Origin of the sequence: Niabella yanshanensis (assembly GCF_034424215.1) — a bacterium.
In the GTDB taxonomy this organism is placed as follows: domain Bacteria; phylum Bacteroidota; class Bacteroidia; order Chitinophagales; family Chitinophagaceae; genus Niabella; species Niabella yanshanensis.
Window position 1 is genome coordinate 2879954 of record NZ_CP139960.1, and the last position, 26723, is coordinate 2906676.

A 26723-nucleotide genomic window follows, 5' to 3' on the forward strand; every position below is an offset into this window, starting at 1 on the left:
AAATCAAATAAAAAAAATGATTAATATTATAGCAATCGACCTGGATGGGTCTTTATTAGATGATAACAAAAATTTACCGGATGATTTTTGGGAAATAGCTGAACAGGTTTTTAAAAAGGGGATCCATATGGTTATTGCCAGCGGACGTCCTTTCCATAATATAGCTTCCGTTTTCGAGCCGATAAAAGACAAATTATATTTTGCCTGCGATAATGGAGCTTATGTGGTCCACAGTAGCGAAGAGATCCTGGTGAATCAGTTGGGCGCAGATCCTATCAAAAATTTTGTGGAAATATCGAGGCCCATCGAAAACGTTTACCCTGTTTTATGCGGTAAACATCTGGCTTATATCGAAAATACAGATAAGGCTTTTACCGATCAGGCATTAAAATACTACCAGGAGTACAAAATAGTTGACGATCTTACAAAAGTTGACGACATCATCCTTAAAATTTCCCTTTGCGACCTGGCCGGATCGGAAACCAACAGCTATCCCTTTTACAAACAATTTGAAAATAATTTCAAGGTTGCTGTTGCGGGGCAAATATGGCTGGATATTACCAATGTCGATGGCAGCAAGGGCACGGCTATTAAAACGATACAGGAAAGATTGGGTATTTCACCCGACGAAACGCTGGTTTTTGGTGATTACCTGAACGACCTGGACATGATACAGGAAGCGGGCTTTAGCTATGCAATGAAAAATGCTCACCCTCAAATTATTGAAGCAGCAAAGTATATTACCGAGTTCGATAACAATCACGGGGGTGTAACCCATACTATTAAAAAGTTGTTGAACCTTTAAGCAAACAACTTTTCCATACTTTGAGGTATACTTTTGCTGTAATCTATTTGCAGGGGTTGATAGTCGTTAACCCATTTTTCAAAATCACTGGCAAAGTCACCGTTGATCTTATCTAATGTCATCACTCCCATATCCTTAAGGGCGGCAGCGTTGCAACATTGCTCGTACTGTCCCCTGATGGGGATGGCCATTACTTTTTTCCCCAAATGAATAGCTTCTGAAGGTGTTTCAAACCCCCCACCGGTAATGATGGCGCCACAATGGATAAGGCTGTGGTTAAACAGGTTTTTGTCAACGGGCTTAAATGTTATGTTGCCGATGGTACGATCCTGCCGGCTTTGACGGCTGAAAATTTGAAATTGGTGTTCTTTAAAAGGAGCGAAGATTTTAATCAATTCCGGCTCACAATACGAAGGCAGGTAAACGGTTATATATCCGCCATTGGTAGGTATCGCTTCCCGGATCTCTTTCTTTATAACAGGTGTGATGATAAAATCATCGTAATTCTTAAAATGTAGTCCAATGTAACGATCTGCTTTTGCATATCGTTTTAACAGCCATTCTCCGGTTTTACTTCTTTGGGATGGCCGGGGTACTTTCATCGATTGGAAACTAGCCTGGTGCCCAAAATTCACGGAAGGAATTTTTTTTGCAGCACAGGCAGATGCCGTGATGTAGTCGTAATCATTTATCACGAGATCGTATTTCTCCACCGGTAGCTCCCTGATTTCTTTTTTGAGCGCAACAGGGTTGATCGCTTTGGCAATACGCCAGTAATCAAGAGCCCCGTTACAGGTATAATAAAGGCTTAATCCTTTACTGCGATAGGTGATCGGTGCGTCCAGTTTCAGGTTGCTGTTATCGCCGCTTAAAAAAATGTCTACTTCTCCATATTGCTGTAAGTAAGGAAGCAGTTCCATACTGCGGCTGATATGTCCGTTACCTGTTGCCTGCACGGCGTAGAAGATCTTCATATTTATTTTGCTAAAGAATGTAAGTAAAAAGCTATTTCACTGGTTAATACTTCAGTTTGCGGTACCTGCCTTGTTGGCTTTTCTACAATAATCTCCTTTTCGTTATAGGTATACAAATTCCACTCTCCGTCGTAGTATTCCAGGGAAGACATGTTTTCTACCCAATCGCCGGAGTTGAGGTAACAAACCGATCCCGTCTCGTTGGTAATGATCCTTTTTTTAGGTTGATGTATATGTCCACAAATAACATTATCGAAACCTTTTTCTATTGCGATTTCGGCTATTTTTTGTTCATACTCATCAATCTTAATAAATCGTTTATTGAACTGCTGCATGACCGTTTTGGCCAGAGAGAGCTTTTCTTTTCCAAAAAGCTGCATAATAAAATTAGCAACCTTATTAAAACCCAAAAGCACCGCATAGCCATTGCTACCCAATTTCCCGAGGAATTTAGCCTGCTTTGAAGTTGTGTGATCGAATACATCTCCATGAAATATCCAGGTTTTTTTACCGTTTACTTCAATAGCCACTTTGTCGGCCAGCAAAAAATTGCCTAGTTCCAGGTCAGAATATTTGCGAAAAGCATCATCGTGGTTACCCGTGATATATACGACTCTTGTGCCGTTGGAAAGCTTACTGAAAATTTCTTTTATGGCAAGTATATGGGCGGGAGGAAAATATCTTTTGCTGAATTGCCATCCATCTATGATATCGCCATTGAGTACCAACAGCCGCGGCTCGATACTTTTCAAATAGGCAGCAAACTCCTTTGCCCGGGATGCATAGGTTCCAAGGTGCAGGTCCGATATCACCACCACTTCCACCGGTCTTTTATTCATGGTTTTTAGAGTTTACCAAAACTCCGCCATTTCCATAAACTAATTGTTACGATAGTGTTACATCATTGTTATTAGTGATACGCAGGCTCCGCCATTTATCATAAAAAAACTCCCGGTTATTAAGCCCGGGAGCATCATTTCATTTACTTCAATTGACTTGTTTTAGCGAGGCATTATTTGGTTATTCTAAACCAATCTACATCTATAAAACCGGCGTCGTTGATCTTTACATCGCTGGTAATAAACAGCCCTACTTTAGAACCAATCCATTTTCCCGGAGTTGCTTTTACAGTTCCGGCTTCCACAAATTGCTGACCGTCCAGGCTATAGCTAAAAACGCAGGTAGAGTCCTGCCTGAATTGCATGCGGAAGTACACTTCGTCCTGCGATAGCTTCGCTAATTCCTTTTCTGTTTCTTTACCGCCGCGGTCTGCTTTTTCGCAGGTAGTAAATACAATACAAACGCCATCCGTTTTATGTTTAATTGCAATATTGCCATAGCTCATAGCCATAGTGGTAAGGCCGGCTTTTTCGCCCGTAAACTTTTCGCTGGCGCGAAAATTGATTTTGGTGGTAGCCGTAAATGCATCATGCGGAAATTTCTGTAATAAAACATGAGGCGTATTCCACAAAGACTGATCCTTTTCTACCGGGTGCGCAAACATTCTCAAACTTCCTTTCTGTGTATTCATAAAACTCCAGGTGGCTTGCGGGTTGGCCTGCCATTGCCATTGTAGACCCAAACTCAGATTGTTAAACTCATCGGACTCAACAGGATTTTCTTTAGCATAGGTTTTCCCCACATTCGGTTTCTTATACCGCAACACCGGGTTACCATTGCCATCATTGTCTTTATCTTCGCCAATCACCGGCCAATCATTCACCCATTTCATCGGCTGCAGGTGCACCACTCTTCCTATTGCTTCTTTATCCTGGAAATGGAGGAACCAATTTTCCCCGGTTTGTGTATCTACCCAGGCGCCCTGGTGCGGACCATTCACCGGTGTTTTACCCTGCTCCATTACTACTTTACGCTCATAAGGACCATATATATTTTTGCTGCGTAAAACCAGCTGCCAGCCTGTAGCAACACCGCCCGCCGGTGCAAATAAATAGTAATAACCATTACGCTTATATACCTTGGGCCCTTCAATAGTTGGATCCAGCTCATGTCCATCGTAAACCATTACTCCGCTGGTTATTGTTTTAGTGCCTTCCGCATTCATTTCTTTTATCACTAAAACACTTTTTATCCCGGCACGGCTTCCTGCATAAGCATGCGAAAGGTATACCTTGCCCTCCTCATCCCAGAAAGGGCATGGATCAATTAAACCAGACCCGCCTTCTACCAAAACGGGATCACTCCAGGGTCCCGTAATATTTTTTGCCTTGGTAACATAAATACCAAAATCCGGATCGGGATAGTAAATGTAAAATTCGTTTTTATGAAAGCGAATCGCAGGCGCCCAAACACCATTGCCGTGCTGCACTTTATTAAATACTTCCAGAGGCACCTGCCGCTGTAGGGCATGGCCGATCAATTTCCAGTTTACCAGATCCTTCGAGTGAAGGATGGGCAACCCAGGCACCTGGTCGAAGCTCGAAGCGATCATATAAAAATCATCCCCTACCCGTATGGCATCCGGATCAGAATAGTCTGCATTCACTACCGGGTTGCTATAAGTGCCGTCTCCATTATCAGGGCTCCAAACCGGCGATACATAAGGCTTTTGTGCCTGCAGGCTGCAACTTAAAATTATCAGCCCTACCACCAAAAATTTTCTTTTCATTTTTATCAATTTATTTCAGATCAATCTCTTTCAAATATTTATTTGGTTAACCAGACGAATTTATTTGCCGATATTCCAACCATTAAAAATATGCTTCGCAGTATATTGCTTTGCATCTTCCTTAGTTAGCTGTTTAGACCAGCCGACTCTTTTACCTGTTGCAGCACCGGCTCCCGAGTTATTGAATTCGGCGTAATGCACCGTTTGCTCGGCGGATGGCCTGCCCCAGTTATGCCAGCCTTCCGGCCTAATAAAAGCGGGTAACTTGGATTGTATAAAAACGGTTTTTGCAAAATCTCCCCATGGACGGCCTAAATAATAAGACACGCCGTTTTCACCGGTAATGGCACATTTAATGAACACCATGCCATACGCTGCGTCTTTAGGTGTATTGGCCGCGGTAATGTAGCTCCCCCCTTTTTTGCAATAAATCCTGCAATTTTCAAACAATACGGTAGCTGCGCCGAAAATAAAGTCGGTAGTTCCCTCTATATAACAGTTTTTATAATATTGCCTGCTTTTAGCGCCGGCGCCATGCACATATAAGGTATCCTGGAAACCCAGGAACCGGCAATTCTTAAACTGTATACGATCGGCTGAAACACGCACTGCTACAGCTTGTCCAACCGGACCTGCACTATTTTCGAAAGTGATATTCTCTGCAGTAAAGCCATCCCCATAAATAAAAAAAGAAGAGCTCCCTGTAGTACCGATATTCACTCCTTTTTCATTCTGCTTACTGGCATAATCGTCGTAAGTAAGTATTACTTTGTTGACGTCTTCTCCTACGAAGCTCACATTGATCTTTGTGGCAGGCAGGGTCAGTTTCTCTTTATAAGTTCCGTTTTTAATGAAGATGACTGTTCTTTTATTATTTGAGGCGGGAACTGCATCAATAGCTTCCTGAACCGTCGTAAAGTTTCCGGTTCCATCTTTTGCTACTATGAAATCAGGCTTAACAGCAAATGCAGTATTAGCTATGCATACTGCAAAAAGATACAATAAAAATATTCTGATCATGTTTCTATTTAAAGGGTATGGGTTTTAAAAAATTCATTTCTTTCAGCCAGGATTGCAACAAGGGTAACCACAGTTCCGTTGAACCCGGGTTTTCGGTAACCCGTATGCCATGGCCACCTTGCGGAAATGTGTGCAGGCTGGCGTTTACATGATGATCAATTAATGCATTGTAGTATAACAGGCTATTGTGCACATTTACGGTTTTATCATTTACCGCATGAACCAGGAATGAGGGCGGGGTAGCAGCAGTAACCTGTTTCTCCATCGAATATTGTTCTAATCGTGTGGCGCTGGTATCGCTACCCAAAAGATTGCCCCTGCTTCCTTTATGCGACCATACACCCATTGTAATTACAGGAGATAGCAATACTGAAAAATCAGGATGATGATCAGTCATATCCAATCCATCATTCACTTTAGATACATCGCTGGTTTGCGTAGCTAACATTGCGGCCAAATGCCCGCCGGCGCTAATGCCCATAACGCCCAGCCTGCCGGTGTCAATCTTCCATGCCGTAGCATTCGCTCTTATATACTTAACAGCGCGCTGCGCGTCCTGCAAAGGCGCAATAGCGGGCTCTTTGAGATTGGCCTGGTGAGGCAGACGATATACCAATACAAACACATTAATGCCAAGCGTATTGAACCATCGGGCAAAGTTAAATCCATTATATACATACGATGCACGCTGATAGCCGCCTCCCGGGCAAATTAGTATACTGGTTCCCGTATTCTCGGCTTTATTGGCAGGAAATGCATAAACACCCGGTACACCTACCTTCCAGGCACGTTCATCAGCAACGCTATCCGGTATCGTGAATTTCTGGTTGGGTATCTTTCCTTTTTCCCAGATGGGCAGGAACTCCTGTGCTGTAACCTTAATATAAAAAAAAAGCACACAAAAAATTGCAAACACCCGAACACCTACTTTTTTAGAAGCCTCTATTCTTTTTATCCCGCTCAAACACTTAGATAGCGGCGTAATGGTGGGCTTAACGAATCTTGGGCCTTCGGCAAGCTCAGGATGAGAGTTCGCTACGGTTCGGGGATATATTATTTCTTTAACGGCCATGCAAAAGGTTTTAAAGAGGTTTGTTTAAACCAGTCCTTCTCACCCGGCAGGTCGGGATTGCTGCCCGAAGCAAAAATATTTTCGATCGTATAAGCTGCCGCTTCTTTGTCAGTAAGTTGCTTCGACCATCCTACTCTTGCTGCCGGGTTAGCGCCTGCTCCCTTGCTTTTATACTCGGCGTATAAAACAGATTTTTCGATTTCTGGATTGCCCCAGTTATTCCAACCTTCTGGTACTATTTGTGCTGGCATCTCGCAACGTATAAAAACAGTTTTGGCATGAGCGCGCCAGGGGCGTCCCAGAAAAATTTTAGTTGCTTCATCGGCTGCGGTTATTGTACAATCTAAAAAGACATAGCCAAACTTTTTGCCGGGTGTGGTACTCGCTGCAGTGATATAGGAGTTGGTTTTTTCTTTGATCGTACAATTCTGGAACACTGCGGTAGATGGTCCAAAAATAAAATCGGTGGTCCCTTCTATATGGCAATCCACAAACAACTGCCGGGACGTTTCCCCCGCACTGAATATAGTATCCTGGTCGCCGATGAATTTACAATTCTTAAACACGGCTTTATCGGCATCCACATATAAAGCCACCGCCTGCCCTACACGTCCCGCATTATTAACAAAAGTGATATTCTGTGCAATGAACCGGTTACCTGAAATTTTAGCGGTATAGGAAGTAAACGTAGTTAGTTTTCCCCTTCCCGAATAGTCGTTAAAAGTGATAATCGTCTTATCCACATCTTCGCCGATAAAAGTCACATCCGTATTATTGGCAGGCAACTCTATTTTTTCATTGTATACGCCATTTTTAATATACAGCGTAATTGGAGCCAACGGGTATACGCGCATAGCGTCTATAGCTTCCTGTATATACTTATAATCGCCGCTGCCATCTTTAGCAACAGTAAAAGTATACTTATACTTATCTACATTGCCGGTTTGTGACTTAATGGTCGTTACTGCCAACAACATCATCACGCACATCAAAAAGGTCCTGCCGGTTGTCCTATACATCATCATCCATTGCAGCCTCATTGAAATAGTACCTGCATTGGCAGCTGTTGCTTCTTCACGCTTATACATAATCATAATGAAAAATTTATCTTTAAAAAATTATCGATATAACTTACCGTTGGTGTAAACCAGGGCTCAAACAGGCAAAAAGAATGAGGGCTATTGTCAAAAGTATGCACCTGGCTCAGCACTTTCCTATCTTTTAGTATCTTTATATAATCATCGCGGCCCGCATGCATACGTTCCACGGAGCTGTTTAAAAACAGTATGGGCGGACTAAACGCAGCATAGCTTAACGGCGATGCAGTTGCCCATAGCAGCGGATTTTCTCTGGGTGTATAACCCAGCCAGTAAGCTGACGCTCCTGCTGCTGAAGGATTTTTTTGCTCACTGCTTTCGGCATGTACAAATGAGGTAGTGCCATCTATATCGATGATGGCTTTTACTTTAGTGCTGATTCCGCTCTTCTGATCATAGTTTTCGAAAGTAGGCATATCGCCTGTGCAGCCCACCAATGCGGCCATTTGTCCACCAGCCGAAAAACCCGCCACTACGAGCCTGGCTGAATCAACATTAAAATCTTTAGCATGTACCTTGATCCATTTAATAGCTTCCTTAATATCAAAAATGGCAGCGGGAAAATAAGCTTCAGTAGACAAACGATACTCGGGTGTAAAACAAGCATAACCCTTACTCGCTAATGCCTTCGCAAGGTCATGATGCTGGCTTCTGTTACCGGAACGCCAGCCACCACCATGTATTATAATGACTGCTATTCTATTTGCGTTTTGCTTCGGATAAAAAGCATCCATCTTTAATTTCCGCCGACCTGTTTGATAATAAGTCAGTTCTTTCTTTTGTATAATGCCTGAGATATCCACTACCGGCATTTTAATTTCAGGATGATACTTCTTTTCTTTCAGGAAAGCAGCAGGATTGTTAAAAGAAGTGTCCCTGATACCCGTAAGGCCAGTTGTTATTTGCGCAAAGCAACAGCCAAAACTTATCATCATTGTAAAAAAAAAGAAGCAACTCCGTTTCATCATAAACAACTTATTTAACCGCAGGATTTCTAATTCTCGCAGCCAGTTCGGGCAGGAGCGTTCGAATCTCTTTCAAAGCTATTTGCGCGATCTTCCTGGCGCCTAATTCGCTGAAATGCGTATCATCTGCCTTACCTGTTGGATAGTTAGGGTGCTCACCTGGCTCCAGGTGAACAAATAAAAGCTTAGATGCTTCCACACCCATTTGCTGATATAAATGCTGTGCCTGTATATCTAAATCGATTAAAGGTGTTTTTTCCAATGATGCCACGTCCCTTACGATCTGCGCATATACATCATGCGTGCCAACCACTTTGCCGGTACTATCGAATTTTCTACGGGCGACGGGAGTGATCAAAACCGGAGTACCACCTTTTAAACGGGTTTCTTTAACATACTGCACCAGGTTGCTTTTAAATGCTGTTTCAGTTGTGGCCGATTTCTTTGTAGGTACTTCATCGTTGTGCCCGAATTGGATAAAGACATAATCACCCTTTGTACATTCCTCCATGATCCTACCCCATAAACCTTCCCTCCTGAACGAAGAAGTACTACGGCCGTTTTTTGCCAGGTTAATTACCTGCACCGTACTATCCCAGAAATACACAAAAGGCATACCCCACCCGTTTTCAGGATAAGCTTTTATATCTTTTATGGACATAGTAGAATCGCCTGCCAGGAAAATTTTTACTTTTTTAGGAGGTAAGATAAATGCAGCTGCTGAGATCAATATCAGCGGAAGGATCATTTTCAATTTCATTCGTTTATTCATTTTACTTGAGTGCTGTGCTGTTTGCAGTTAATTGCTTTTGCCATTTTGCATAGGCATCTAATGCTTTTTGCGGAGCATAGGTATACCAGGCATAGCCATCACGGCGCTCGCGATCTACTTCAGCGAGGGAGTACACCACTTTGCTATCGCGATTGCAAAATAATGGCCGGTGTGTTTTTAATTCGTAGAAGCGTGTCCAGATAGGCGCTGCGGTGCTGTCTGTTTCTACTACCCGGTCACTCTTCGACACACGAAAAGGCGTATCCATTTTTTCGGCCTTTACCGTCTTTACAACCGTATTATGGATTTTGGAAACCTCAAACCATTTCAGGGCAGCATTAACCGCTTTGATCACGCGTTCGTCCGGATGTTTGATGCTCATTAAGAAAAATACAATTCCCACGCTTTCGCCATTACAAATGCTGGGCGGTTCGAACTTCCTGGCCCATGCCGGTTGCAGCGTCACTTCATCATATTGCTGGCACCAGGCCGTTAACATACCGTTGTCAACTATCTGCGTATTCAAAATACAATCAATGCCTTTTTGATACGCTGTTTGCAATTTACTTCGAAGCGTCGCATCAATAAAATCATACAGAGGCTCCTTCTCATGGATATCTGTAAGCAGGTCAACGATACCCGTCATGCCGCCATCATTAAAGGTAATGTAGCGGCTGTAATTCTTTTCGATAGGATAATATTGCGGCCATCCTCCATTGGCATATTGTGCCTCCAGTATATAATTCAATCCTTTTAAGGCAGCATCTTTATAGCGTTCATCTTTTACAGAGGCATATGCTATCGCCAGCGCCCGTATCTGTGTATAGCAGGTACCGTTATCAAAAGTGGTGTTCAACGTATTTCTTTGCGCTTTCACCGCCTCCTTTTGCTCAGGAGTGAGCACGGCAAACATATCGTAATTTTTGGGCCAGCCTCCGTTGGCTTTTTGAAAAAGCAGGATATTATCTGCCACCTGCTTCAGATCGGCAGATGTATACCGGGGCCTGTCCGGACTGGCATTGATCATATTTTTGCTGTCGTAGATACTATACCAGTGGCCTGCGTTATCGGCAAAAGGTTTCCTATCTATTTCAACCGGTATAGATTTTTGTGCTTTTGCCATTGAAAAAAGCAAAACAAGCAATGGGAGACAAGCTATACGTTTTATCATCGGATCATTTTTTATTTACTGGGATGGACGGGCGCTTACTTCCCAAACCATTTATATATACTTCAATACTGGTATATTCTTTACTTAATTGATATTCATTGCTATCTATCCTTTCAGGATTCAATCCATTTTTTAGCTCCCATTCATCCGGCATACCATCTTTGTCTGTGTCTACAGGAGCGTTTATATATTGATATACGGGCCAGCCACCGGCATCCGAAGCATCATTGATAATGCCTTTTTCACCCCACGATGCTTTTTGTGATTTTGCCTCTGCTATTAACCGTTGATCAACCGAATCATATTTGGGTAAAGATGCGCCTACCTGACTTAACACCAATTGATAGGCTTCACGGGCAGATTGTAAGACTATGGGTATCGCAATAGGGAATGGTGCTGTAACAAGTGCCTGTTTTTTATATTGTTCCGGAAATTCTGAAAGATCAATGCCTGAACTATTATTAGCCGAAAGTTTTTTATGCCCTTCCATCACATTACCCTTCAGATACCATTGGCCAAAACCTTTAGCTTTTGCCGGGTTGTAATTAGCTTTTACAAACTTCAGTTCCTTTTCCGTAGCCGGACCAGGAATATAATAATTATTAACCAGGTTAATGGCGGACTTACCTCCGGGTATATCTACTTCACCACCATAACAGGCATTGGCGCTCTTCCAGTTAAAGATAACGTTGTTACTATAGTCAACTACAGCTAATGTGTCGTGCGCCCTGGCCCCGTTAAACCTTACCGTACGGCTGTTCTGGTTAGATATAAGATTGTGATGATAAGAAGCATTTTGCCCGCCCCATACCCCTCCATAAGCTCTCAGTCCCTTATGATGATTGGCGTTGTATAAGCCTTCACTGATAATGCTCCATTGTACCGTCACATTTTTGATATCATACATAGCGGCACACTCTTCATTGGCCCAGGTAAAGGAGCAATGGTCAATGATGATGTTCTGGCTATTTTCCATATTAAAGCCATATACACCATTAGCTATTTTTGCACCGGGCCTCGAGCGGAGATACCTTATAATAATATTCCCTCTCACGCCGGTTTTATCGCCCGCACCATTAATAATAAATGAATTCCCTTTCAGGCAAATACCGTTTCCCGGCGCTGTTTGCCCGGCTATTGTAATATTAGAGCGGCTGATCTTTAAGGGTGATTGTAATTCTATAATTCCGGCCACAGAAAAAACAACGGTAATAGGCTCACCGGGATACTCTTTGAAAGCCGCGCGAAAGCTTCCCGGGCCATCGTCATTTAAATTAGAGACGGTTACCACCTTACCCCCCCGGCCACCGGTTGCATACTTACCGAATCCCTCCGCTCCGGGGAATGCTATGGTTTGAGCACTGATCCCCTTCGTTATCAGAATTCCCAGCAGTATATATAAGATTCTTTTCATTGAACAAGGCTGTTGATATAAACTTCAATATTAGTATAAGATCGATGAAGGCTGTAAAGGGCTGCATCGCCGGGATTATTTATATTGAGTTGGTTCTTTATTTCCCAGTTGTCCGGCATACCATCCTGATCCGTATCTGTAAGCGATAGCTCCTGTTTTAAGAAAGGCCAGGCATTAATTGTTTTTTCATACGTGGTTCCATGCGGATAGCCACCCTGCACATCAATAAACCTTCCGGTTCTGCTAGCTACCTCTTTGATCACCCGCTGATCCAGCGTATCCCTTTGAGGCAATACGGCACCTGCATATTGCAGTACCGCTTTATAAGCTTCCCGGGCCGGTTGTTCGCTGACAGGCATAGCCGGAAAAGCCTGGCCCGCTATTGCCATTTGTTTCTCCCGCTCGGTTGTTGCTTTATCTGCATGTATGCCCAGGTAATTGTTAGCAGTGGTTTTATTGTCGCCATCTACATAGTTACCGGCAACATAGAAACTCCCATAAGGGCTGTATGTATTGGTGCCCTTTGTAGGATTGACAATCCGGCTTTGCACATTTTTCTTTGTTTCCGGACCGTACTTATAGTAGTTATTAACGATATTATACTTGCCATTTTCTCCACCGTATACATTGTTATGGCCCCAGTTGTAGATGACATTATTTCTGAAATCAGCCAGCTCATCCGTTTCTCCTAACCGCACCCCGTTAAACCGGGGCGTACGGCTAACACAATGTGCTATTAAATTATGATGGGCGCTGAAATGTGCTCCGCCCCAGATACCTCCATAACCATGATGCTCAAAGTCTTTATCACCTGTTTCAAAATGGTAGGAATAATTTAAAGGCTCGGTAATAAGGTTCCACTGCAGCGTAGTGCTATCGCCTTTGTATATAGAACATACTTCATCAGTGCTCCAGCTCATACTGCAATGGTCAATCATAATATTTTTCCTTCCCGATGCGCTGAAAGCATCATCAGCACCGGCCCCGTCAACCCTGCCTTTATTCTGGTACCTGTCACCCATTCGAAACCTGAGAAAACGAATGATCACATTGTCACCCGTAATGGATACCGGATAATCGGCGATACAGATGCCACCTCCCGGAGCTGTTTGGCCCGCTATCGTTATCTCTCCTTTTATATTTAATTTCGATCGTAAACGAATGGTTCCCGAAACATTAAAAACTACCACACGGGGTCCTTTGGCAGCTACTGCTTTTCGCAGGCTGCCGTCTCCGTCGTCATTTAAATTTGTCACAATCAAAACGCGGCCGCCACGGCCGCCGGTAGTGTACTTGCCAAATCCTTCAGCGCCGGGAAATGCAACAGGCCTTTCTTCAATGACAGGCCTGATGGCCAATGCGGCCTGTGGCTTACAGGAAATTAAAAATGCCGGCCCGACTAATATGCTTAATATCCACTTCAGGTTCATGTTTTAGCTTTTACTTATTCAATCAGCAAGAAGGAACACTGTATTAAATATTATAATTTTTGTTTGTCGATAATACCTTTTACCAGGCTATTGATATACACTTCTATATTGTCATAATCTTTGTTCAAATCTCTGCCGGCTGCATTTGCCTTCTCTGGATCCAGTTTATTCGCTATTTCCCAGACATCAGGCATACCATCGCCATCTGTATCTTTTGGAGCGGGTAATGATTTCAACTCCGGCCATCCACCCACATCGTTTTGTGAATCGATGATGCCGTTTTTACTCCCCGCAGAACCATTGGCAGTGAAGGATTGTTTTTCCACGTCGTTGATAATTCGTTGGTCTACTGCATCTCTTACCAGCGACGCACCGCTAAATTGTAAGACCTGGTCATAAGCTTTTTGAGCTGTGTAAGTGCGTAAGTTATCATTAAAAGGATGTGGTGTTTCTTTTTTTAAGCCTGCCTTTTCTGCCGCTGTAATGGATGCGTAGTTGTGGTGAAGCTGATTGTAAACCCCATAGGTCCAATTGTCTGCCGTGCTCTGCTTGCTATCTTTAACGAAGTTCCCATCAATATAAAACCTGCCCCATATATTGTATACCCTGGTTCCTTCTTTCCGGTTTTTATCGGGTGAATAAATCCTGTCTTTTTTTACGGTTGCCGGGCCTGGCTTGAAATAGTTGTTCACTATATTGATGTTCATCCCCTCCCCGCCATAGGCATTGTTGTTACCCCAGTTATAAAAAACATTATTACGCACATCAACCAGGTCGGTTAATGCAAACTCATGGTTGGCATGTTCGCCGTAGCGTGGAACCCGGCTATCGTGGTGGGCCATCAGGTTATGATGAAAAGTAGCGAAACGGCCGCCCCAGATGCCTCCATATCCATGGGCACCTTTCTGGTGGGCCGAATTACGCAGGCTCTCCGAAATAATGCACCATTGTAATGTAGTGTATTCGTTATTATAGATAGAAACACATTCGTCGGTGCTCCAGCTCATAGAGCAATGGTCGACTATAATATTCTTCCGCCACTTGCCTCCAATAGCGTCGCCCTCCTGCTTAGCCTCATCACCCATACGGAATCGAATAAAACGGATAATGATATTATCTGCCGCAAGGTCTACCGGGTAATTTTTCAGCGTAATGCCATCACCAGGCGCGGTTTGGCCTGCGATAGTAATATCACTGTTGTTGATGCGTAAATTAGAGCGAAGTTCAATGGTTCCCGAAACATCAAATACAATAATACGGGGCCCTTTGGTTTCTATGGCTGCGCGCAGGCTACCTATTCCATTATCATTGAGGTTGGTTACTTTTATAACCTGGCCTCCGCGTCCGCCGGTAGTGAATCGCCCAAAACCTTCTGCGCCGGGAAAGGCTATAAGAGCACTTTGAGGTACCTGCGGCAAAGCGGGCGGCTGCGCCACACCGCTCCCCGAGACTAAGACTAACGGTGTAAGAAATTTTAAAAACATTCACTAATGATTATAATTTTTGATTGGTTGTAATTGCACCAACCAGGCTATTAATATACACTTCTATATTATCATAAACAGTGCTTAAATCTTTACCATTAGCGTTCGCCGCCTGCGGGTTAAGTTTATTTGCAACCTCCCATGTATCCGGCATTCCGTCGCCATCTGTGTCTGGACGTGCCGTTAACAAATTAAGAACGGGCCATCCACCAGCATCTGCTTGTGTATCTATGATACCATTGGTGCTTCCGTTAGAACCCTGTGCTGTAGCGGTTTTGTTAGTTACATCGCTAATAATTGTAGCGTCGAGCGCGTCTCTTTTTAAACTCGCTCCCACATAGGCCAGTACCTGGGCATATGCTTTAGACGGCGTATAGGTAACCACATTATTTTGTACGGGGTGTTCGGCAGCCATGCGCATAGCAGCTTTGTCAGCATCAGAAACAGTACCGTAACTGCTATGAAACTGGTTGTAGACACCATAGGTCCAGTTATCATCGGAGGTTCGTATACTACCCTCCACAAAATTACCTGTGATATAAAATTTACCCCATTTATTATAAATAGGCGACTCTGTATTTTTCATATACTTATCGGGAGAGTAAATACGCTCGGCATTTTTTGTGGCAGGGCCAGCCTTGTAGTAGTTGTTCACAATATTGATATTCATTGCTTCGCCGCCATAAGCACTGTTACCGCCCCAATTATAAAAAACATTATTGCGTACATCAGTAAGATCGGTTAACGCATAAGCCTGGCCTTCTCTTTCGCCAAAGCGCGGGTTACGGCTGTCGTGGTGGGCCATCAGGTTATGATGGAAGCTGGCATTTTTCCCGCCCCATATACCTCCATAACCATGCGCCCCCTTTCCGTGCACCGAATTGCGCAGGCTTTGGGAAATAAGGCACCATTGCATGGTGAAATTATCGTTTTGATAAAAGGAGGCACACTCATCGGTGCTCCAGCTAATACTGCAATGGTCGATGATCATATTTTTATTTTCAAAAGAGCCTAATGCATCGCCTTCCTGTTGGGCCGCGTCGCCCATCCTGAAACGCATGAACCGGATGATAACATTTTCCCCGCTTATAGAAACGGGATAATCCCTGATGCAAATACCATCGCCGGGAGCGGTTTGACCGGCAATCGTGATATCTTTATTCCTGACGTTAAGAAGAGACTTTAACTGTATTGTTCCGGAAACCTCAAAAACAATAATTCTTGGCCCACTGGCATTTACCGCGTCTCTCAAACTTCCGGCTCCCGCATCGTTTAAATTCGTGACTTTTATTACCCTGCCGCCACGCCCCCCTGTTACCATTTTCCCAAATCCTTCGGCACCGGGAAAAGCCAACGCTTCCTCTGGCACTTCAGCTTCGGTGGTTGTAAACTGTTGCAGCAAACCTTTTGAGGTAAGGGATGGGTTGTCTTTATGAATGGCTTTTATTCTGGCCACATAGCCTGTTTTCGCTTCCAGACCAGTTATTTCAGTTTTAATAGCAAAAAGCGTATCGCTTTTATAAAAAGGATTGGTGAAACTAGCACCTTTAGCTACTTCTACCAAATAGCCATAAGCTCCTTCCACCGCCGACCAGCTTAGTTGAGCCGAAGTAGAAAGCGTTTCTATTTGTACCTGCTGAGGTGCTTGTAATTCAAGCCCATCCTTAGTTGCAGAATTTTCTTTTTTGGTGCAGGCGCACATAAAAACCAGTATTGTACCAGCAACGATCAAGTTGCGCCTGCGACTTAGTTTATACATTTTATTGTAAATATTTAATGTTATTTAACTACTATCCGAACATTTCCGGCCAGGAAACCCGGATCCCAATTGCCAAACATTTTTTCAAATGTGTACTTCGATGCTTCTGTATCTGGCAGCTGGTGTGACCAACTTACCCGACCTATAGCGTTGGCACCCGGACCGGTTGATTTATACTCGGCATAGTAAGCCGTCTTTTCATTATCGGGGTTGTTCCAGTTATGCCACCCTTCGGCCCGGATATGACTACCCAGCTGGCAAGCCATAAGCACCACCTGGGCCTCTGGGCGCCAGGGTCTTCCTAAATACACAGCCGATACCCCCGCATTTGCAGTAAAGTTGCAATTCAAGTAAACATAGCCATAGTCCTGCCCTGTTGGCGTAGACGCTGCGGTTACATATCCTCCGGTGCGATTGCTATGTATCTGACAATTATCGAACAGCGTTTTCGCTCCCCCAAACATAAAGTCGACCGATCCTTCTATGTAACAGTTCTTGATATACTGATGGGTGGCATTGTGAGCATACCAGGTGTCCTGATATCCCAAAAAGCGACAATTGATAAATGCTGAAGCGACTGCATCAATATAAATGGCAACCGCCTGGCCAGCGTTCATTCCGGCTGTATTGGCAAATGTGATATTGTCGGCTACAAAATGATTGCCTTTAACATAGAAAGACCTCGAATCAGCAGTACCAAAAGTTCCTCCCCCTGGTTTGGGTTTGCCGCTATGGTTATCGTATGTAAGTATTGTTTGTGCGCTGTCTTCCCCCACAAGATATATATAAGGCTTATCCTGGTTGATAGATATCACTTCTTTGTATTCGCCTTTCTTCACATATATATAATAATAAGAAGTTCTGTTGGTTGGCGCAGCATCAATGGCAGCCTGTACCTTGGTATAATTTCCCGAGCCGTCTTTGGCAACCACCACATCCGGAACCTTTTCAATTATAGGCGGTGCGACAGTTGTAAACTGCTGTAGCAAACCTTTTGAAGTAATAGAAGGGTTATCTTTATGAAGTGCTTTTAGTCGAATAGTATAATTGCTCAAAGCTTCCAGGCCGGTTACTTCGGTTTGGGTAACAAAAAGCGTATCGCTTTTATAAAAGGGATTGGTAAATGTAGTGCCTTTAGCTATTTCTACTAAATAGCCATAAGCTCCAGCCACCTCTAACCAGCTTAGTTTAACGGATGTAGATTGCGCCTCTGCGTGTACTTCCCCAGGTGTGGGAAATTCCAGCCCATCTTTAGTAACCGGGCTTTCTTTTTTAGAGCAGGAGCACATCAGCAGTATATAAACGGCTACTAAACCCAATAAGCCCGAACCCGCTTTGTATACCATAATAAATGTTTTAAAAACGGTTTAAATAATCATCAAAGTTTTTGTCCATCGGTTATAGCCTTTACCAGGCTATTTATATACACTTCAATATTATCATACACATTGCTTAAATTTCTACCATTAGCATTAGCTGTTTTAGGATCAAGATCGTTGGCTGTTTCCCAGGCATCGGGCATACCATCGGCATCCACATCAGCCGGTGCGGGTAATGAATTAAGCACAGGCCATCCACCCACATCTTTTTGCGTGTCAATAATACCGGAAACACCAGAGATCGAGCCCTTATAGGTAGCGGTACCATTTCTAACTTCATTCATAATCCTGGTATCAACCGCATCTCTTTTATAAGAGGCACCTCCATATTTTAACACAGCTTCGAAAGCCTGCTCGGCAGTTGGCGGAATCACTTCGCCAAAAGCAAAAGGCTCTGTCTTTTTTGCCATGGCTTCGGTTACGCCCCCGTCATACACTATGCCCGCCCAGTTATTGGCAGTTACATTGCCATTACCTGCCATATAGTTCCCAGACAAATAATAAGTTCCATAACTTACGCCAAAAACGGTTGGATCGGGGGCTCCGGTAGCATTATCCTTTGACACCTGCATAAACCTGTACCTCGAATTTGCAGGAGTAGCGGGCCCCGACTTGTAATAATTATTTACGAAATTATATTGACCATTTTCGCCCCCGTAAGTGCTGTTGCCGCTCCAGTTATAAATAACATTATTTCTGTAATCAATTTTATCGGGGCCAAACTGCCCAACCTGCGTTCCGCTGCCGCTACTGTAACGTAACCCGCCGTCGAAACGTGGATTACGGTTGGTATGATGTGCAATTAAATTATGATGAAAAGTTGCCGGTGAACCACCCCAAATGCCGCCGTAGCCGTGAGATCCTTTTGAATGACCCGAGTTGGTCAGGCTCTCGGTAATCATGCACCACTGCATCGTAAAATTTTTATTATGATAGAAAGAGGCTGTTTCGTCGATCGACCAACTCGTGCTGCAATGATCTAATATAATATCCTGCAGATCTCTTCCCCACAAAGCATCGGCCTCAATAGTGGCTACATAAGTATCACCCAGTCGGAACCGCATATAACGAATGATTACATTATTAGCGGCAATGTTTACTTCCTGGTCCTGTATGCAAATACCATCGCCCGGTGCCGTTTGTCCGGCAATAGTAACATCACCATTTTTTATTTGCAATCTTGATTTAAGTTTAATATTACCTGATACTTCAAAAACAATAATCCGTTTACCGGCTTGGTTAATGGCGTCTCTTAAGCTTCCCGCACCGGCGTCGTTTAAATTAGTAACCTTTATTACCTTACCGCCCCGGCCACCGGTCGTTAATTTCCCGGCGCCTTCTGCGCCCGGAAAAGCAAAGGCCTCTTCAGGAGCTGCAAGCGCTGCAGTTTTAAAGGTTTCATACAACCCTTTTGAAGTAGCTGACGGGTTGTCCTTATGAAGTGCCTTTAGCCGGATGGTATAGTCTGTTTTTGCTTCAAGATTGGCTACTTCGAAAGTTGTCATAAAAAGGGTATCACTTTTATAAAAAGCACCGGAAAAATTTGTTCCCTTCCCTATTTCCACGAGATAACCGTATGAGCCGGCAACCGGCGACCAGGTAAATTTAGCCGAAGTTGCGGCTGCCTGAATATGTAGTCCCCTAGGTGTCGCCAATTCCATACTATCTTTTGTCGGTTCATTTGAGTTTTTATTACAGGAGTTTGTAAAGAAAGTAAAGGCAATAAAAAGCACCTTTAAGCTGTAAATGCAACTTATTCTAACCATGGCTTGTTTTTGTATTCGGATATCAGTACTTCAATCAGAAATTTTAAGAATCAAGGGGGTATTGGCAATACCCTCTTGATCAAACACGGTACTATAATTTCGTTCTCCAAACCGGTGCGCCGGAATCATATTTCCCTGCAAAAGTGGGATCCAATATGCTAAATATCCCGTTATAAGGATCACCCCATAGCTTGCTCGCCGTATTATTATAAGTCATTCCTGGTAAACCTGGAATTTCAGAGCCCGCTGCTATTTTCAAATCGGATGTCCCCCACACATTGGTTATAGTAAATGTAGTTGAGGGCAAGCCGCTCTTCATGGTTACAGTTGTGTTTTGCGTTCCGGTTTCATCCCAGCCGTGACCGAAGATGGAATTTTTAATACTGATGCCATTAGTCACATTATTAAACCCCGCCGGGCCTCTGAAACGCGCAAACTGGGCGCCTCCTGAAGTAAATTCATTAAATGTGCAACTTTCTATTTCAAAGCTTTGAAGGTTTTGTCGTGTCTGAATTACCGAATTGATTTTATAAAAAGTTGAATTTAAAAATTTCACATTACCAAAAGCTGCTTTATCAGCTCCATCTGTATCGGCAGTAAGTACACTATATCCTCCAATATGATGTACAATAGAGTTAGAGATAATATAATTTCTTATAAAGACATTGTCCCTGATGCGTATGATACCACGCATATGGTGAATATTACAATTTTCGAATCTCAGTTCCTGTACCTGTGTAAGGGCTCCTGTTGGATTAAACACATAACTTCCGGAAATATTTTGCCCATCTATTTCAAGATCGTCAAATACAATATGTGCAATATTTGAGCCGGTAGCGATTGTCATATTACCAGAAGTATTTACCAGTGCCGCTTTTGTTTCTGAAAAACCATAAGCCCCTTTAAATGTAACCGACTTACTAATTGCAGCTGTAGGCAAATTGAACCTGAATCCCTTTTTCAACAAAATAATACCGCCCTCAGGCACAGCAGCCAGTGCCGCCGTAAGGGCCGTGGGGTCTTCCGATTCACTTAAATCAATAACATTTGGGGCGTTTACATCCACGCCGGGTACCAGCGTAGTATAATTTACCCATCCCCTTAATGTAGTGCCGCTGTATATAGCTACCTGATATTCCGTACTTGGTGTAAGGCCAGTTATAATAGTTTCTCCAGCAGCCTGGTCAGAAGCAGAAACATTAAATTCCTTAAGTGGCGTAGTAAGTCTGACGTCTGTAGGACTAAATATTTTAACACCGGTAACTGCAGCTCCTGATACGGCCCAGGTAATTTTAGCCCTGGTGTCTGTAACATCAAAACTCCGGGGCGTATTTAACACCGACGGGAAACGCATAGTACGAATGGTCCCCAAATCGGAAGACTTGCTGTTGAATTGCGGGTCAGCTGCGTTGGCGGTAGCGCGAAGCTGGTAAGACGTGTTATACAAAAGCCCTTCTCCCAGCAAAGCCTCGTCTAAAACAACATAATTGGTATCTATCGTTACCGTGTAGTCTACCAGTTTAAATGAGTCACGACTTATTTCAATCGTATATGAAGTTGCTTCTTTCATCCTCCCTAAATTGAGGGTAATGACATTATTCTCAACTGTCATACCTAGTCCATTTAAAACGGGCCTGAACAACCTGGTTTGTTCATAATTGTCGTCGTCTTTTTTACAAGCTGTAAAAAACAGCACTCCCATCACAATAGCAAAAAGCAGGTGGGGGGCTGAAAATATGGTGTGCATCTTTTTCATCTTAAAATTTTTATTGATGGCAAGATCTAAATGATATACGCTGATTCAATTTTAAACTTAGTTACCGAACATGTATCCGTCGTTCGTCATATTCCCTTTGCTCGCCGCAACGGCTTCTTCAGGAATCGGGAATATATACCTTGCCACTCCCGGCTTCGGACCATTATAATAATTTGCCCAGTCTTTGGTTACCCATTCCTTATAAGTAGCTTTGGTACCATCCCAAAGATCAAGAAGGAAATTCACACGTGTCCATGTTTCATCTGGTGCAGCCACTGCTTTTCGGTTAGGATTTAATACCATAAAATGGCCGGCATTATCACGTTTCCAATACATATAGTTGGGATAGTTCGCATATTTTCCAGCTCCGGTAACTGCTGAGTTAGCCATATCCTGCAGGGTTTCAACTGTTTCCTGCATTTTTTGAGCGTATAGATTCCATCGAATCAATTCATACTTACGAATCATTTCTCCGCCAAATTCCCAGGCACGCTCATCTACTATAGCCTTAAAAAAATCCTCTTTACTCGAAGATGCAGCGCCAACATAGTTATCCACTTTTACCGGCCACAAGGTTTCGGCAAAAGCACGTCTTCTTACCCTTGTTAAAGATTCCTGAGCAGCAGCCGTAGGCCCTTCTAATTCATTTACTGCTTCGGCATGCATTAGCAATACGTCTGCGTAGCGCATCATGGGCCAATTGATCCCTGTTCCCTTAGCTGAATTCTGGCCAGGCGGGTTAGGTAAAAAATAACGGCTCCACTTTCCTTGTGCGATATTGGTCGGACCGTTTACAAACACTTCCTGAAAGTCGGTATTAACTTTATACAGTGCGCAGGTCACATCTCTTCTTACATCAAGTGTGTCAAAGGAAAAGTAGTAGCTGGGCGGAATAGCCATATAATTACTGCCCGATCCGTACTGATGCGTTGCTGTTGCGCCACCATCTACTGTAATACCGATATTCCATGCTACGTCGCCATTACCCAGCGCAAACGGCACTTCAAACAATATCTCACTGTTTACCGTAGTAATGAATTTGTTTTGGTTCATAAATATCTGGCGGTAATCTGTTGGCAGTGGCCTGTCCTTTAACGTTATCAGCTTCTCAGTATAGGTTTTTGCAATCTGGTAATACTCCAGATAATCGCTTTCGCGCTCCATGTTCATTTCAGGTGTTAGGAAGTATCCTCCGCGCTGCAGCGCCAGCCTGGCTATCATCCCTATAGTATACTCCCGGTTTACCTGCTCTGTGGTAAAAGGGCACTGATCCGCCCACATCATTTTATCTTCGATCTTGATCAGGTCTTCTATTACCTGCGAAAGAATTACATTCCTGTCTTCCCTAGGCAGGAAGAAGTTAGCTCCGGCCTTTGGGTACTCGCGCACATTGGGAACATCTCCAAAATAGTAAATAAGCATGCTATACCAAAATGCGCGGATGGTATAAGCTTCGCCCAGCATATGGTACATCAGATTCTTTGTTGCTACATCCGGCGACTGTAAAGCGGCGCTGGCTTCAATACCCTCTATGGCAATATTTGAATTTCGGATTGAGGTATAGGCCGCGTTCCAGAACTGGCGCAGATCGCCATTAGTAGAAAGTGCATTCAAATCCCATATTTGATAACGGTCACTTTGACTGCCCCAACCGGTGGCATGCTCAATATCTGTGTTACCGGTCATGTTATTGGAAAGACGCGAACGGAAACCATCTGTTCCAAATGCTTCATAGGCAGCATTTACACCTTTACGGGCATCATCCACATTGGAGTACACGTATTCAATGTCAAAAGTGGATAAAGAGTCTGGTTCTAAAAATTTCTTACATGAACCGAGCAATACAGGCAATGCGAGAATCGCTATATATTTAAGTTTCATTGGTATCATTTTTAAGTTTTTTAATAATGGATACATTAAAAAGTAACGTTCACTCCGAAAGTAAATGAGCGGCTCCTGGGAAACCCTGAATTATCCACTCCCGGTGTAAGTCCGTTACCTCTTGTACTTACCTCAGGATCATAACCAGAGTATTTGGTCCAAAGCTTAAGATTATTCCCGGTAAAGTATACCCTGAACTGGTTCATTCCAATTTTAGAGATCCATTTTTTCGGTAATGAGTATCCCACATTCAAATTGTTAAGGCGTATAAAAGAACCGTCTTCGATAGCCCACGAATGAATTACCGCCTGAGCAACACCATGGCTGGCATGCGACCATATATTTTTATTGGCATTCATTTCCGCCAATTGAGTGAGGTCTGTAACGATACCTCCCGGTGTTCCGGTGTATGATCCGTCTACATCAAGATAAGAAAAGCGATTTTCCAGGCTCATGGCATCCAACAGATTTCCATACGTTACACGCCTGAACTGGCTATATTGTATCTTACCGGCATTATACACGTCGTTGCCATAGGTCCAGTCGAAAAATATAGAAAGATCAAAGCTTTTGTAGGTAACATCGAATCCAAAACCGCCCTGTGCTTTAGGCAACGTGTTTCCGATAACCTGCCGATCCTCACTGTTAATCACTCCGTCTCCGTTAAGGTCTTTTAATTTCAGGAAACCAGGGCGCACGTTACCATTTCCTACTGTACCGCCTGAATTAGGAACCCCTTCTTTCAAAATATACCGGCGGCTTACCTCATCGTAACTTTCAAAATCGGAAGTTTGGTAATATCCATCGGTTACATACCCATACACATTTCCAATTCTGCCGCCAACTTCAAAATAAAAATCATCCCTGTCTCTCAAATCGGTACTGGCCCAATTGGATTGCTGAAAACGCGAGTTGGTTCCGTCCAATTCTACAATTTTGCCAACGTTTCGGCCAATATTAAAATTAGCGCTCACCAGCAAATCTTTTCTCTTAATAATGTCTGCATTTAATCCTAGTTCTATGCCTTCGTTAGAATTGCTTCCTATATTAGCCCATTGAGCGCCAAAGCCTGTGTTAGTTGGAATTGCTGTTTGAAAAAGCAGATCCTTTACTGTGTTTTTATAAAAATCCAGAGAACCTGTAATAGTTGAGCGAAACAGAGTAAAATCCAAACCGATATTGCGGTTGATGGTAGTTTCCCATTTCAGGTTGGGATTGAAAAGTACGGAACCTTCCGGTGTGTAATATACATTATCTACATTCCCGAAGCCAGGGCCGCGGTTAGTGGTACCTGTAAAAAGGAATTGAGAGGCCGTGGTCGGAATTTTATCGTTTCCGGTAGCACCATAGCTGGCCCGTAACTTTAATTCCTTTATCCATGATACCCCAGAAAGGAATTTCTCGTTTGAGATTTTCCAACCCACAGCTGCAGCGGGAAAAAATGCCAATCGATTTTCTTTAGAGAAACGGCTCGAAGCATCACCGCGAAAAGTGAATGTGGCCATATATTTATTGAGCAACTGATAATCAATACGACCAAACCCAGAAACCCTATTTCCATTAGTTGCATTTCCGGTTTGCAGCCTGTCTGTTCTGCCAAAAGCCATGTTGGCGAAAAGTTCTTCGGGCGTTATAGAGAGGCGAAAATCTTCAGATCGGATAAAAGTACTTTTACCACCACTAGAACTTGTCTCATGCCCTAAAAGTACATCGAGAGTTTGATTTTTAAGATTGCGGAATCGATAGTTTAACGTGTTAAACCAACGGTAGGAAAAGTTTTCTTGATCGGTTTTTTCACCCAACGGCATATTGCCTCCGTTATTAAATGACTCGCCGGTTAACGGACCGTAAAAACGAAGATTTTCATCAAAAGTTTTTGCATAACTATAGTTAGACTTAAAGGTAAGGTTAGATAAGATTTTATATTCCAGTGTAGGGTTTAAAACATAATCCTGTGTGGTACGCTTTCTCCAGTCCTGCTTAACAAGTTCTGACGGACTTACCAGGCTTTGAATAAATTGTGCAAAATCATCATTAGGATCAATATTACCAGGAGCAATTACCATCTCATCAGCTAATCCATTCGTAGGCCTTGTCTGCACCGCGTCTTTTATAGACAACTGGGCGCTGGAAGTTCCGGCACCATCTACAACACTTTTAGTAATACGCGTAGCCAGTCCCACTGACAGCTTTTCATTGATTTTCTGATCCAGCTTAAAATTAAGCGCATTTCTTTTAAACCCGTTATTGATTAACAGACCTTCATCTTTATTATTGGTAAGACTTAAAAATACCTTGGTCATAGCGGTACCGCCCGATAAGGTAAGATTATGGTATTGAGAAGCGCGTGGCGATCCAAACAAAATATCCTGCCAATCGTTGGCGGGCTTATTCTTATACAACTCTAAATCATCGTACGCCCCGAAGAAAGTTTCAAAGCTCCTTACTGCGGCATCAGACTGTAGCCGGTTGTGTTCGTAATTTGCCAAAACAAATTCATACGGGCTTAGAACTTTTAACTTCCGGTCCTCAGGTAATTTTTTCATTTGGTAAAATCCATTGTAAGAGACAGACACTCTACCAGCTCTGGGTTGTTTTGTAGTAACTACGATAACACCATTGGCCGCTGCTGCTCCATAAATTGCCGTAGCCGATGCATCTTTTAATACATTGACGCTTTCGATATCTGTAGGAGGGATATCACGAATACTCGAAACTATTAATCCGTCCACCACAAAAAGAGGAGAGTTATCCTGAGTAATTGATCCTCCTCCCCGAACTCTGATGCTTACGTCAGCGTCTGGAGCACCATCAGTGGTAAGAACCCGTACGCCTGGCAACCGGCCGGTCAAAGCAGAAGCGGCACTGGCCATAGGAATCTTGGCTAAATCCTTGCCAGACAAAGTTGCTACGGAACCGGTGAGATCAGACTTTTTGATTTTGCCATAACCATAATCAACCACTACCACCACATCTTCTTCCGAAACAACATTTTTAACCATGGTAATGGTCATACCATCCAAACCAGCAGCTGTTTGACTTTTGTAGCCAGTAGAAGTAAAAGTTAGCAGAATGTTCTCTTCCGCAGGTATTGTAATTGTAAATTTACCCTGTGCGTTCGTTTGGGCAGTTTTTTTACTATCCTGTGTACTAATGTTCACACCCGATATAGGAGCTTCATCTTCGTCTAATACCGTACCGGTAATAATCTTGGTCTGCGCCTTTAATACATGGCAAAAAAAGACCGTCAATAACACAAGCAATAATCTGTTCATGTGGCTTTTAATTTTAGTTTATGGGTTAAAAAGGCTAATGACGCAATCGGTTTCATTTTTAACCCCGTAATATT

General features: G+C 43.3%; 19 protein-coding genes. 1 reads left to right on the forward strand and 18 read right to left on the reverse strand.

The window, feature by feature from the left end; all coding sequences use genetic code 11:
• Positions 1–16 precede the first annotated feature (16 nt).
• Positions 17–805, forward strand: coding sequence for an HAD family hydrolase (locus tag U0035_RS11965; protein ID WP_114790025.1), 789 nt, complete (start codon positions 17–19; stop codon positions 803–805).
• On the opposite strand, the gene U0035_RS11970 is transcribed toward U0035_RS11965, so the two are convergent.
• The 18 genes from U0035_RS11970 to U0035_RS12055 form a co-directional block, all read right to left on the reverse strand.
• A complete protein-coding gene (locus tag U0035_RS11970) occupies positions 802–1779 on the reverse strand; it encodes a glycosyltransferase family protein (RefSeq protein ID WP_114790026.1) in 978 nt (325 codons plus the stop codon). The genes U0035_RS11965 and U0035_RS11970 overlap by 4 nt on opposite strands.
• Before the next feature lie 2 nt (positions 1780–1781).
• Entirely contained in the window at positions 1782–2618 is an 837-nt protein-coding gene (locus U0035_RS11975) for a UDP-2,3-diacylglucosamine diphosphatase (RefSeq protein WP_114790027.1), read from the reverse strand.
• A gap of 173 nt (positions 2619–2791) precedes the next feature.
• Positions 2792–4408: a glycoside hydrolase family 43 protein gene (locus U0035_RS11980; RefSeq protein WP_114790028.1), complete on the reverse strand. Its 1617-nt coding sequence runs from the start codon at positions 4406–4408 to the stop codon at positions 2792–2794.
• Positions 4409–4468: 60 nt separating this feature from the next.
• Positions 4469–5428, reverse strand: a complete 960-nt coding sequence (locus tag U0035_RS11985) for a pectinesterase family protein (RefSeq protein WP_114790029.1) — start codon at positions 5426–5428, stop codon at positions 4469–4471.
• A 4-nt stretch (positions 5429–5432) separates the two neighbouring features.
• Positions 5433–6500 carry an alpha/beta hydrolase gene (locus tag U0035_RS11990; protein ID WP_114790030.1) on the reverse strand — a complete coding sequence of 356 codons (1068 nt, stop codon included), beginning with the start codon at positions 6498–6500 and terminating at the stop codon, positions 5433–5435.
• Entirely contained in the window at positions 6482–7594 is a 1113-nt protein-coding gene (locus tag U0035_RS11995; RefSeq protein WP_211316369.1) for a pectinesterase family protein, read from the reverse strand. Before U0035_RS11995 ends, U0035_RS11990 begins: the two co-directional genes overlap by 19 nt.
• Positions 7591–8565 carry an alpha/beta hydrolase gene (locus U0035_RS12000; protein WP_211316370.1) on the reverse strand — a complete coding sequence of 325 codons (975 nt, stop codon included), beginning with the start codon at positions 8563–8565 and terminating at the stop codon, positions 7591–7593. The genes U0035_RS11995 and U0035_RS12000 overlap by 4 nt, the downstream gene beginning before the upstream one ends.
• A gap of 7 nt (positions 8566–8572) precedes the next feature.
• A complete protein-coding gene (locus U0035_RS12005) occupies positions 8573–9322 on the reverse strand; it encodes a rhamnogalacturonan acetylesterase (RefSeq protein ID WP_170138299.1) in 750 nt (249 codons plus the stop codon).
• Positions 9323–9335: 13 nt separating this feature from the next.
• Positions 9336–10505: a pectate lyase gene (pelA, locus tag U0035_RS12010; protein ID WP_114790032.1), complete on the reverse strand. Its 1170-nt coding sequence runs from the start codon at positions 10503–10505 to the stop codon at positions 9336–9338.
• A 4-nt stretch (positions 10506–10509) separates the two neighbouring features.
• Entirely contained in the window at positions 10510–11919 is a 1410-nt protein-coding gene (locus U0035_RS12015) for a pectate lyase family protein (RefSeq protein ID WP_114790033.1), read from the reverse strand.
• Positions 11916–13349, reverse strand: coding sequence for a pectate lyase family protein (locus U0035_RS12020; RefSeq protein ID WP_114790034.1), 1434 nt, complete (start codon positions 13347–13349; stop codon positions 11916–11918). Before U0035_RS12020 ends, U0035_RS12015 begins: the two co-directional genes overlap by 4 nt.
• 50 nt (positions 13350–13399) lie before the next feature.
• The gene (locus U0035_RS12025; protein ID WP_211316371.1) at positions 13400–14833 is read right to left on the reverse strand and encodes a pectate lyase family protein; all 1434 of its coding nucleotides are present in this window, start codon (positions 14831–14833) and stop codon (positions 13400–13402) included.
• A gap of 10 nt (positions 14834–14843) precedes the next feature.
• Positions 14844–16592 carry a pectate lyase gene (locus U0035_RS12030; RefSeq protein ID WP_114790035.1) on the reverse strand — a complete coding sequence of 583 codons (1749 nt, stop codon included), beginning with the start codon at positions 16590–16592 and terminating at the stop codon, positions 14844–14846.
• A 20-nt stretch (positions 16593–16612) separates the two neighbouring features.
• Positions 16613–17938, reverse strand: coding sequence for a pectinesterase family protein (locus U0035_RS12035; protein WP_211316372.1), 1326 nt, complete (start codon positions 17936–17938; stop codon positions 16613–16615).
• Between the two features lie 32 nt (positions 17939–17970).
• Positions 17971–19737, reverse strand: coding sequence for a fibronectin type III domain-containing protein (locus U0035_RS12040; RefSeq protein ID WP_211316373.1), 1767 nt, complete (start codon positions 19735–19737; stop codon positions 17971–17973).
• Positions 19738–19828: 91 nt separating this feature from the next.
• On the reverse strand, positions 19829–21493 hold the full coding sequence (locus tag U0035_RS12045) for a DUF4957 domain-containing protein (protein ID WP_114790036.1): 1665 nt from the start codon (positions 21491–21493) through the stop codon (positions 19829–19831).
• Between the two features lie 57 nt (positions 21494–21550).
• Entirely contained in the window at positions 21551–23374 is a 1824-nt protein-coding gene (locus U0035_RS12050; RefSeq protein WP_170138300.1) for a RagB/SusD family nutrient uptake outer membrane protein, read from the reverse strand.
• A 35-nt stretch (positions 23375–23409) separates the two neighbouring features.
• Positions 23410–26649, reverse strand: coding sequence for a SusC/RagA family TonB-linked outer membrane protein (locus U0035_RS12055; RefSeq protein WP_114790038.1), 3240 nt, complete (start codon positions 26647–26649; stop codon positions 23410–23412).
• Positions 26650–26723 lie beyond the last annotated feature (74 nt).

Excerpts from the sequence above, each read along its gene's own strand:
- U0035_RS12015 (WP_114790033.1), bottom strand. The coding sequence starts at position 11,919 with ATGAAAAGAATCTTATATATACTGCTGGGAATTCTGATAACGAAGGGG.
- U0035_RS11965 (WP_114790025.1), top strand. The coding sequence starts at position 17 with ATGATTAATATTATAGCAATCGACCTGGATGGGTCTTTATTAGATGAT.
- U0035_RS11995 (WP_211316369.1), bottom strand. The coding sequence starts at position 7,594 with ATGATTATGTATAAGCGTGAAGAAGCAACAGCTGCCAATGCAGGTACT.
- U0035_RS12020 (WP_114790034.1), bottom strand. The coding sequence starts at position 13,349 with ATGAACCTGAAGTGGATATTAAGCATATTAGTCGGGCCGGCATTTTTA.
- U0035_RS11990 (WP_114790030.1), bottom strand. The coding sequence starts at position 6,500 with ATGGCCGTTAAAGAAATAATATATCCCCGAACCGTAGCGAACTCTCAT.
- U0035_RS12055 (WP_114790038.1), bottom strand. The coding sequence starts at position 26,649 with ATGAACAGATTATTGCTTGTGTTATTGACGGTCTTTTTTTGCCATGTA.
- U0035_RS12035 (WP_211316372.1), bottom strand. The coding sequence starts at position 17,938 with ATGGTATACAAAGCGGGTTCGGGCTTATTGGGTTTAGTAGCCGTTTAT.
- pelA (WP_114790032.1), bottom strand. The coding sequence starts at position 10,505 with ATGATAAAACGTATAGCTTGTCTCCCATTGCTTGTTTTGCTTTTTTCA.
- U0035_RS12000 (WP_211316370.1), bottom strand. The coding sequence starts at position 8,565 with ATGATGAAACGGAGTTGCTTCTTTTTTTTTACAATGATGATAAGTTTT.
- U0035_RS12025 (WP_211316371.1), bottom strand. The coding sequence starts at position 14,833 with ATGTTTTTAAAATTTCTTACACCGTTAGTCTTAGTCTCGGGGAGCGGT.
- U0035_RS11970 (WP_114790026.1), bottom strand. The coding sequence starts at position 1,779 with ATGAAGATCTTCTACGCCGTGCAGGCAACAGGTAACGGACATATCAGC.
- U0035_RS12045 (WP_114790036.1), bottom strand. The coding sequence starts at position 21,493 with ATGAAAAAGATGCACACCATATTTTCAGCCCCCCACCTGCTTTTTGCT.
- U0035_RS11975 (WP_114790027.1), bottom strand. The coding sequence starts at position 2,618 with ATGAATAAAAGACCGGTGGAAGTGGTGGTGATATCGGACCTGCACCTT.
- U0035_RS12030 (WP_114790035.1), bottom strand. The coding sequence starts at position 16,592 with ATGTATAAACTAAGTCGCAGGCGCAACTTGATCGTTGCTGGTACAATA.
- U0035_RS11980 (WP_114790028.1), bottom strand. The coding sequence starts at position 4,408 with ATGAAAAGAAAATTTTTGGTGGTAGGGCTGATAATTTTAAGTTGCAGC.
- U0035_RS12050 (WP_170138300.1), bottom strand. The coding sequence starts at position 23,374 with ATGAAACTTAAATATATAGCGATTCTCGCATTGCCTGTATTGCTCGGT.
- U0035_RS12005 (WP_170138299.1), bottom strand. The coding sequence starts at position 9,322 with ATGAAATTGAAAATGATCCTTCCGCTGATATTGATCTCAGCAGCTGCA.
- U0035_RS12040 (WP_211316373.1), bottom strand. The coding sequence starts at position 19,737 with ATGGTTAGAATAAGTTGCATTTACAGCTTAAAGGTGCTTTTTATTGCC.
- U0035_RS11985 (WP_114790029.1), bottom strand. The coding sequence starts at position 5,428 with ATGATCAGAATATTTTTATTGTATCTTTTTGCAGTATGCATAGCTAAT.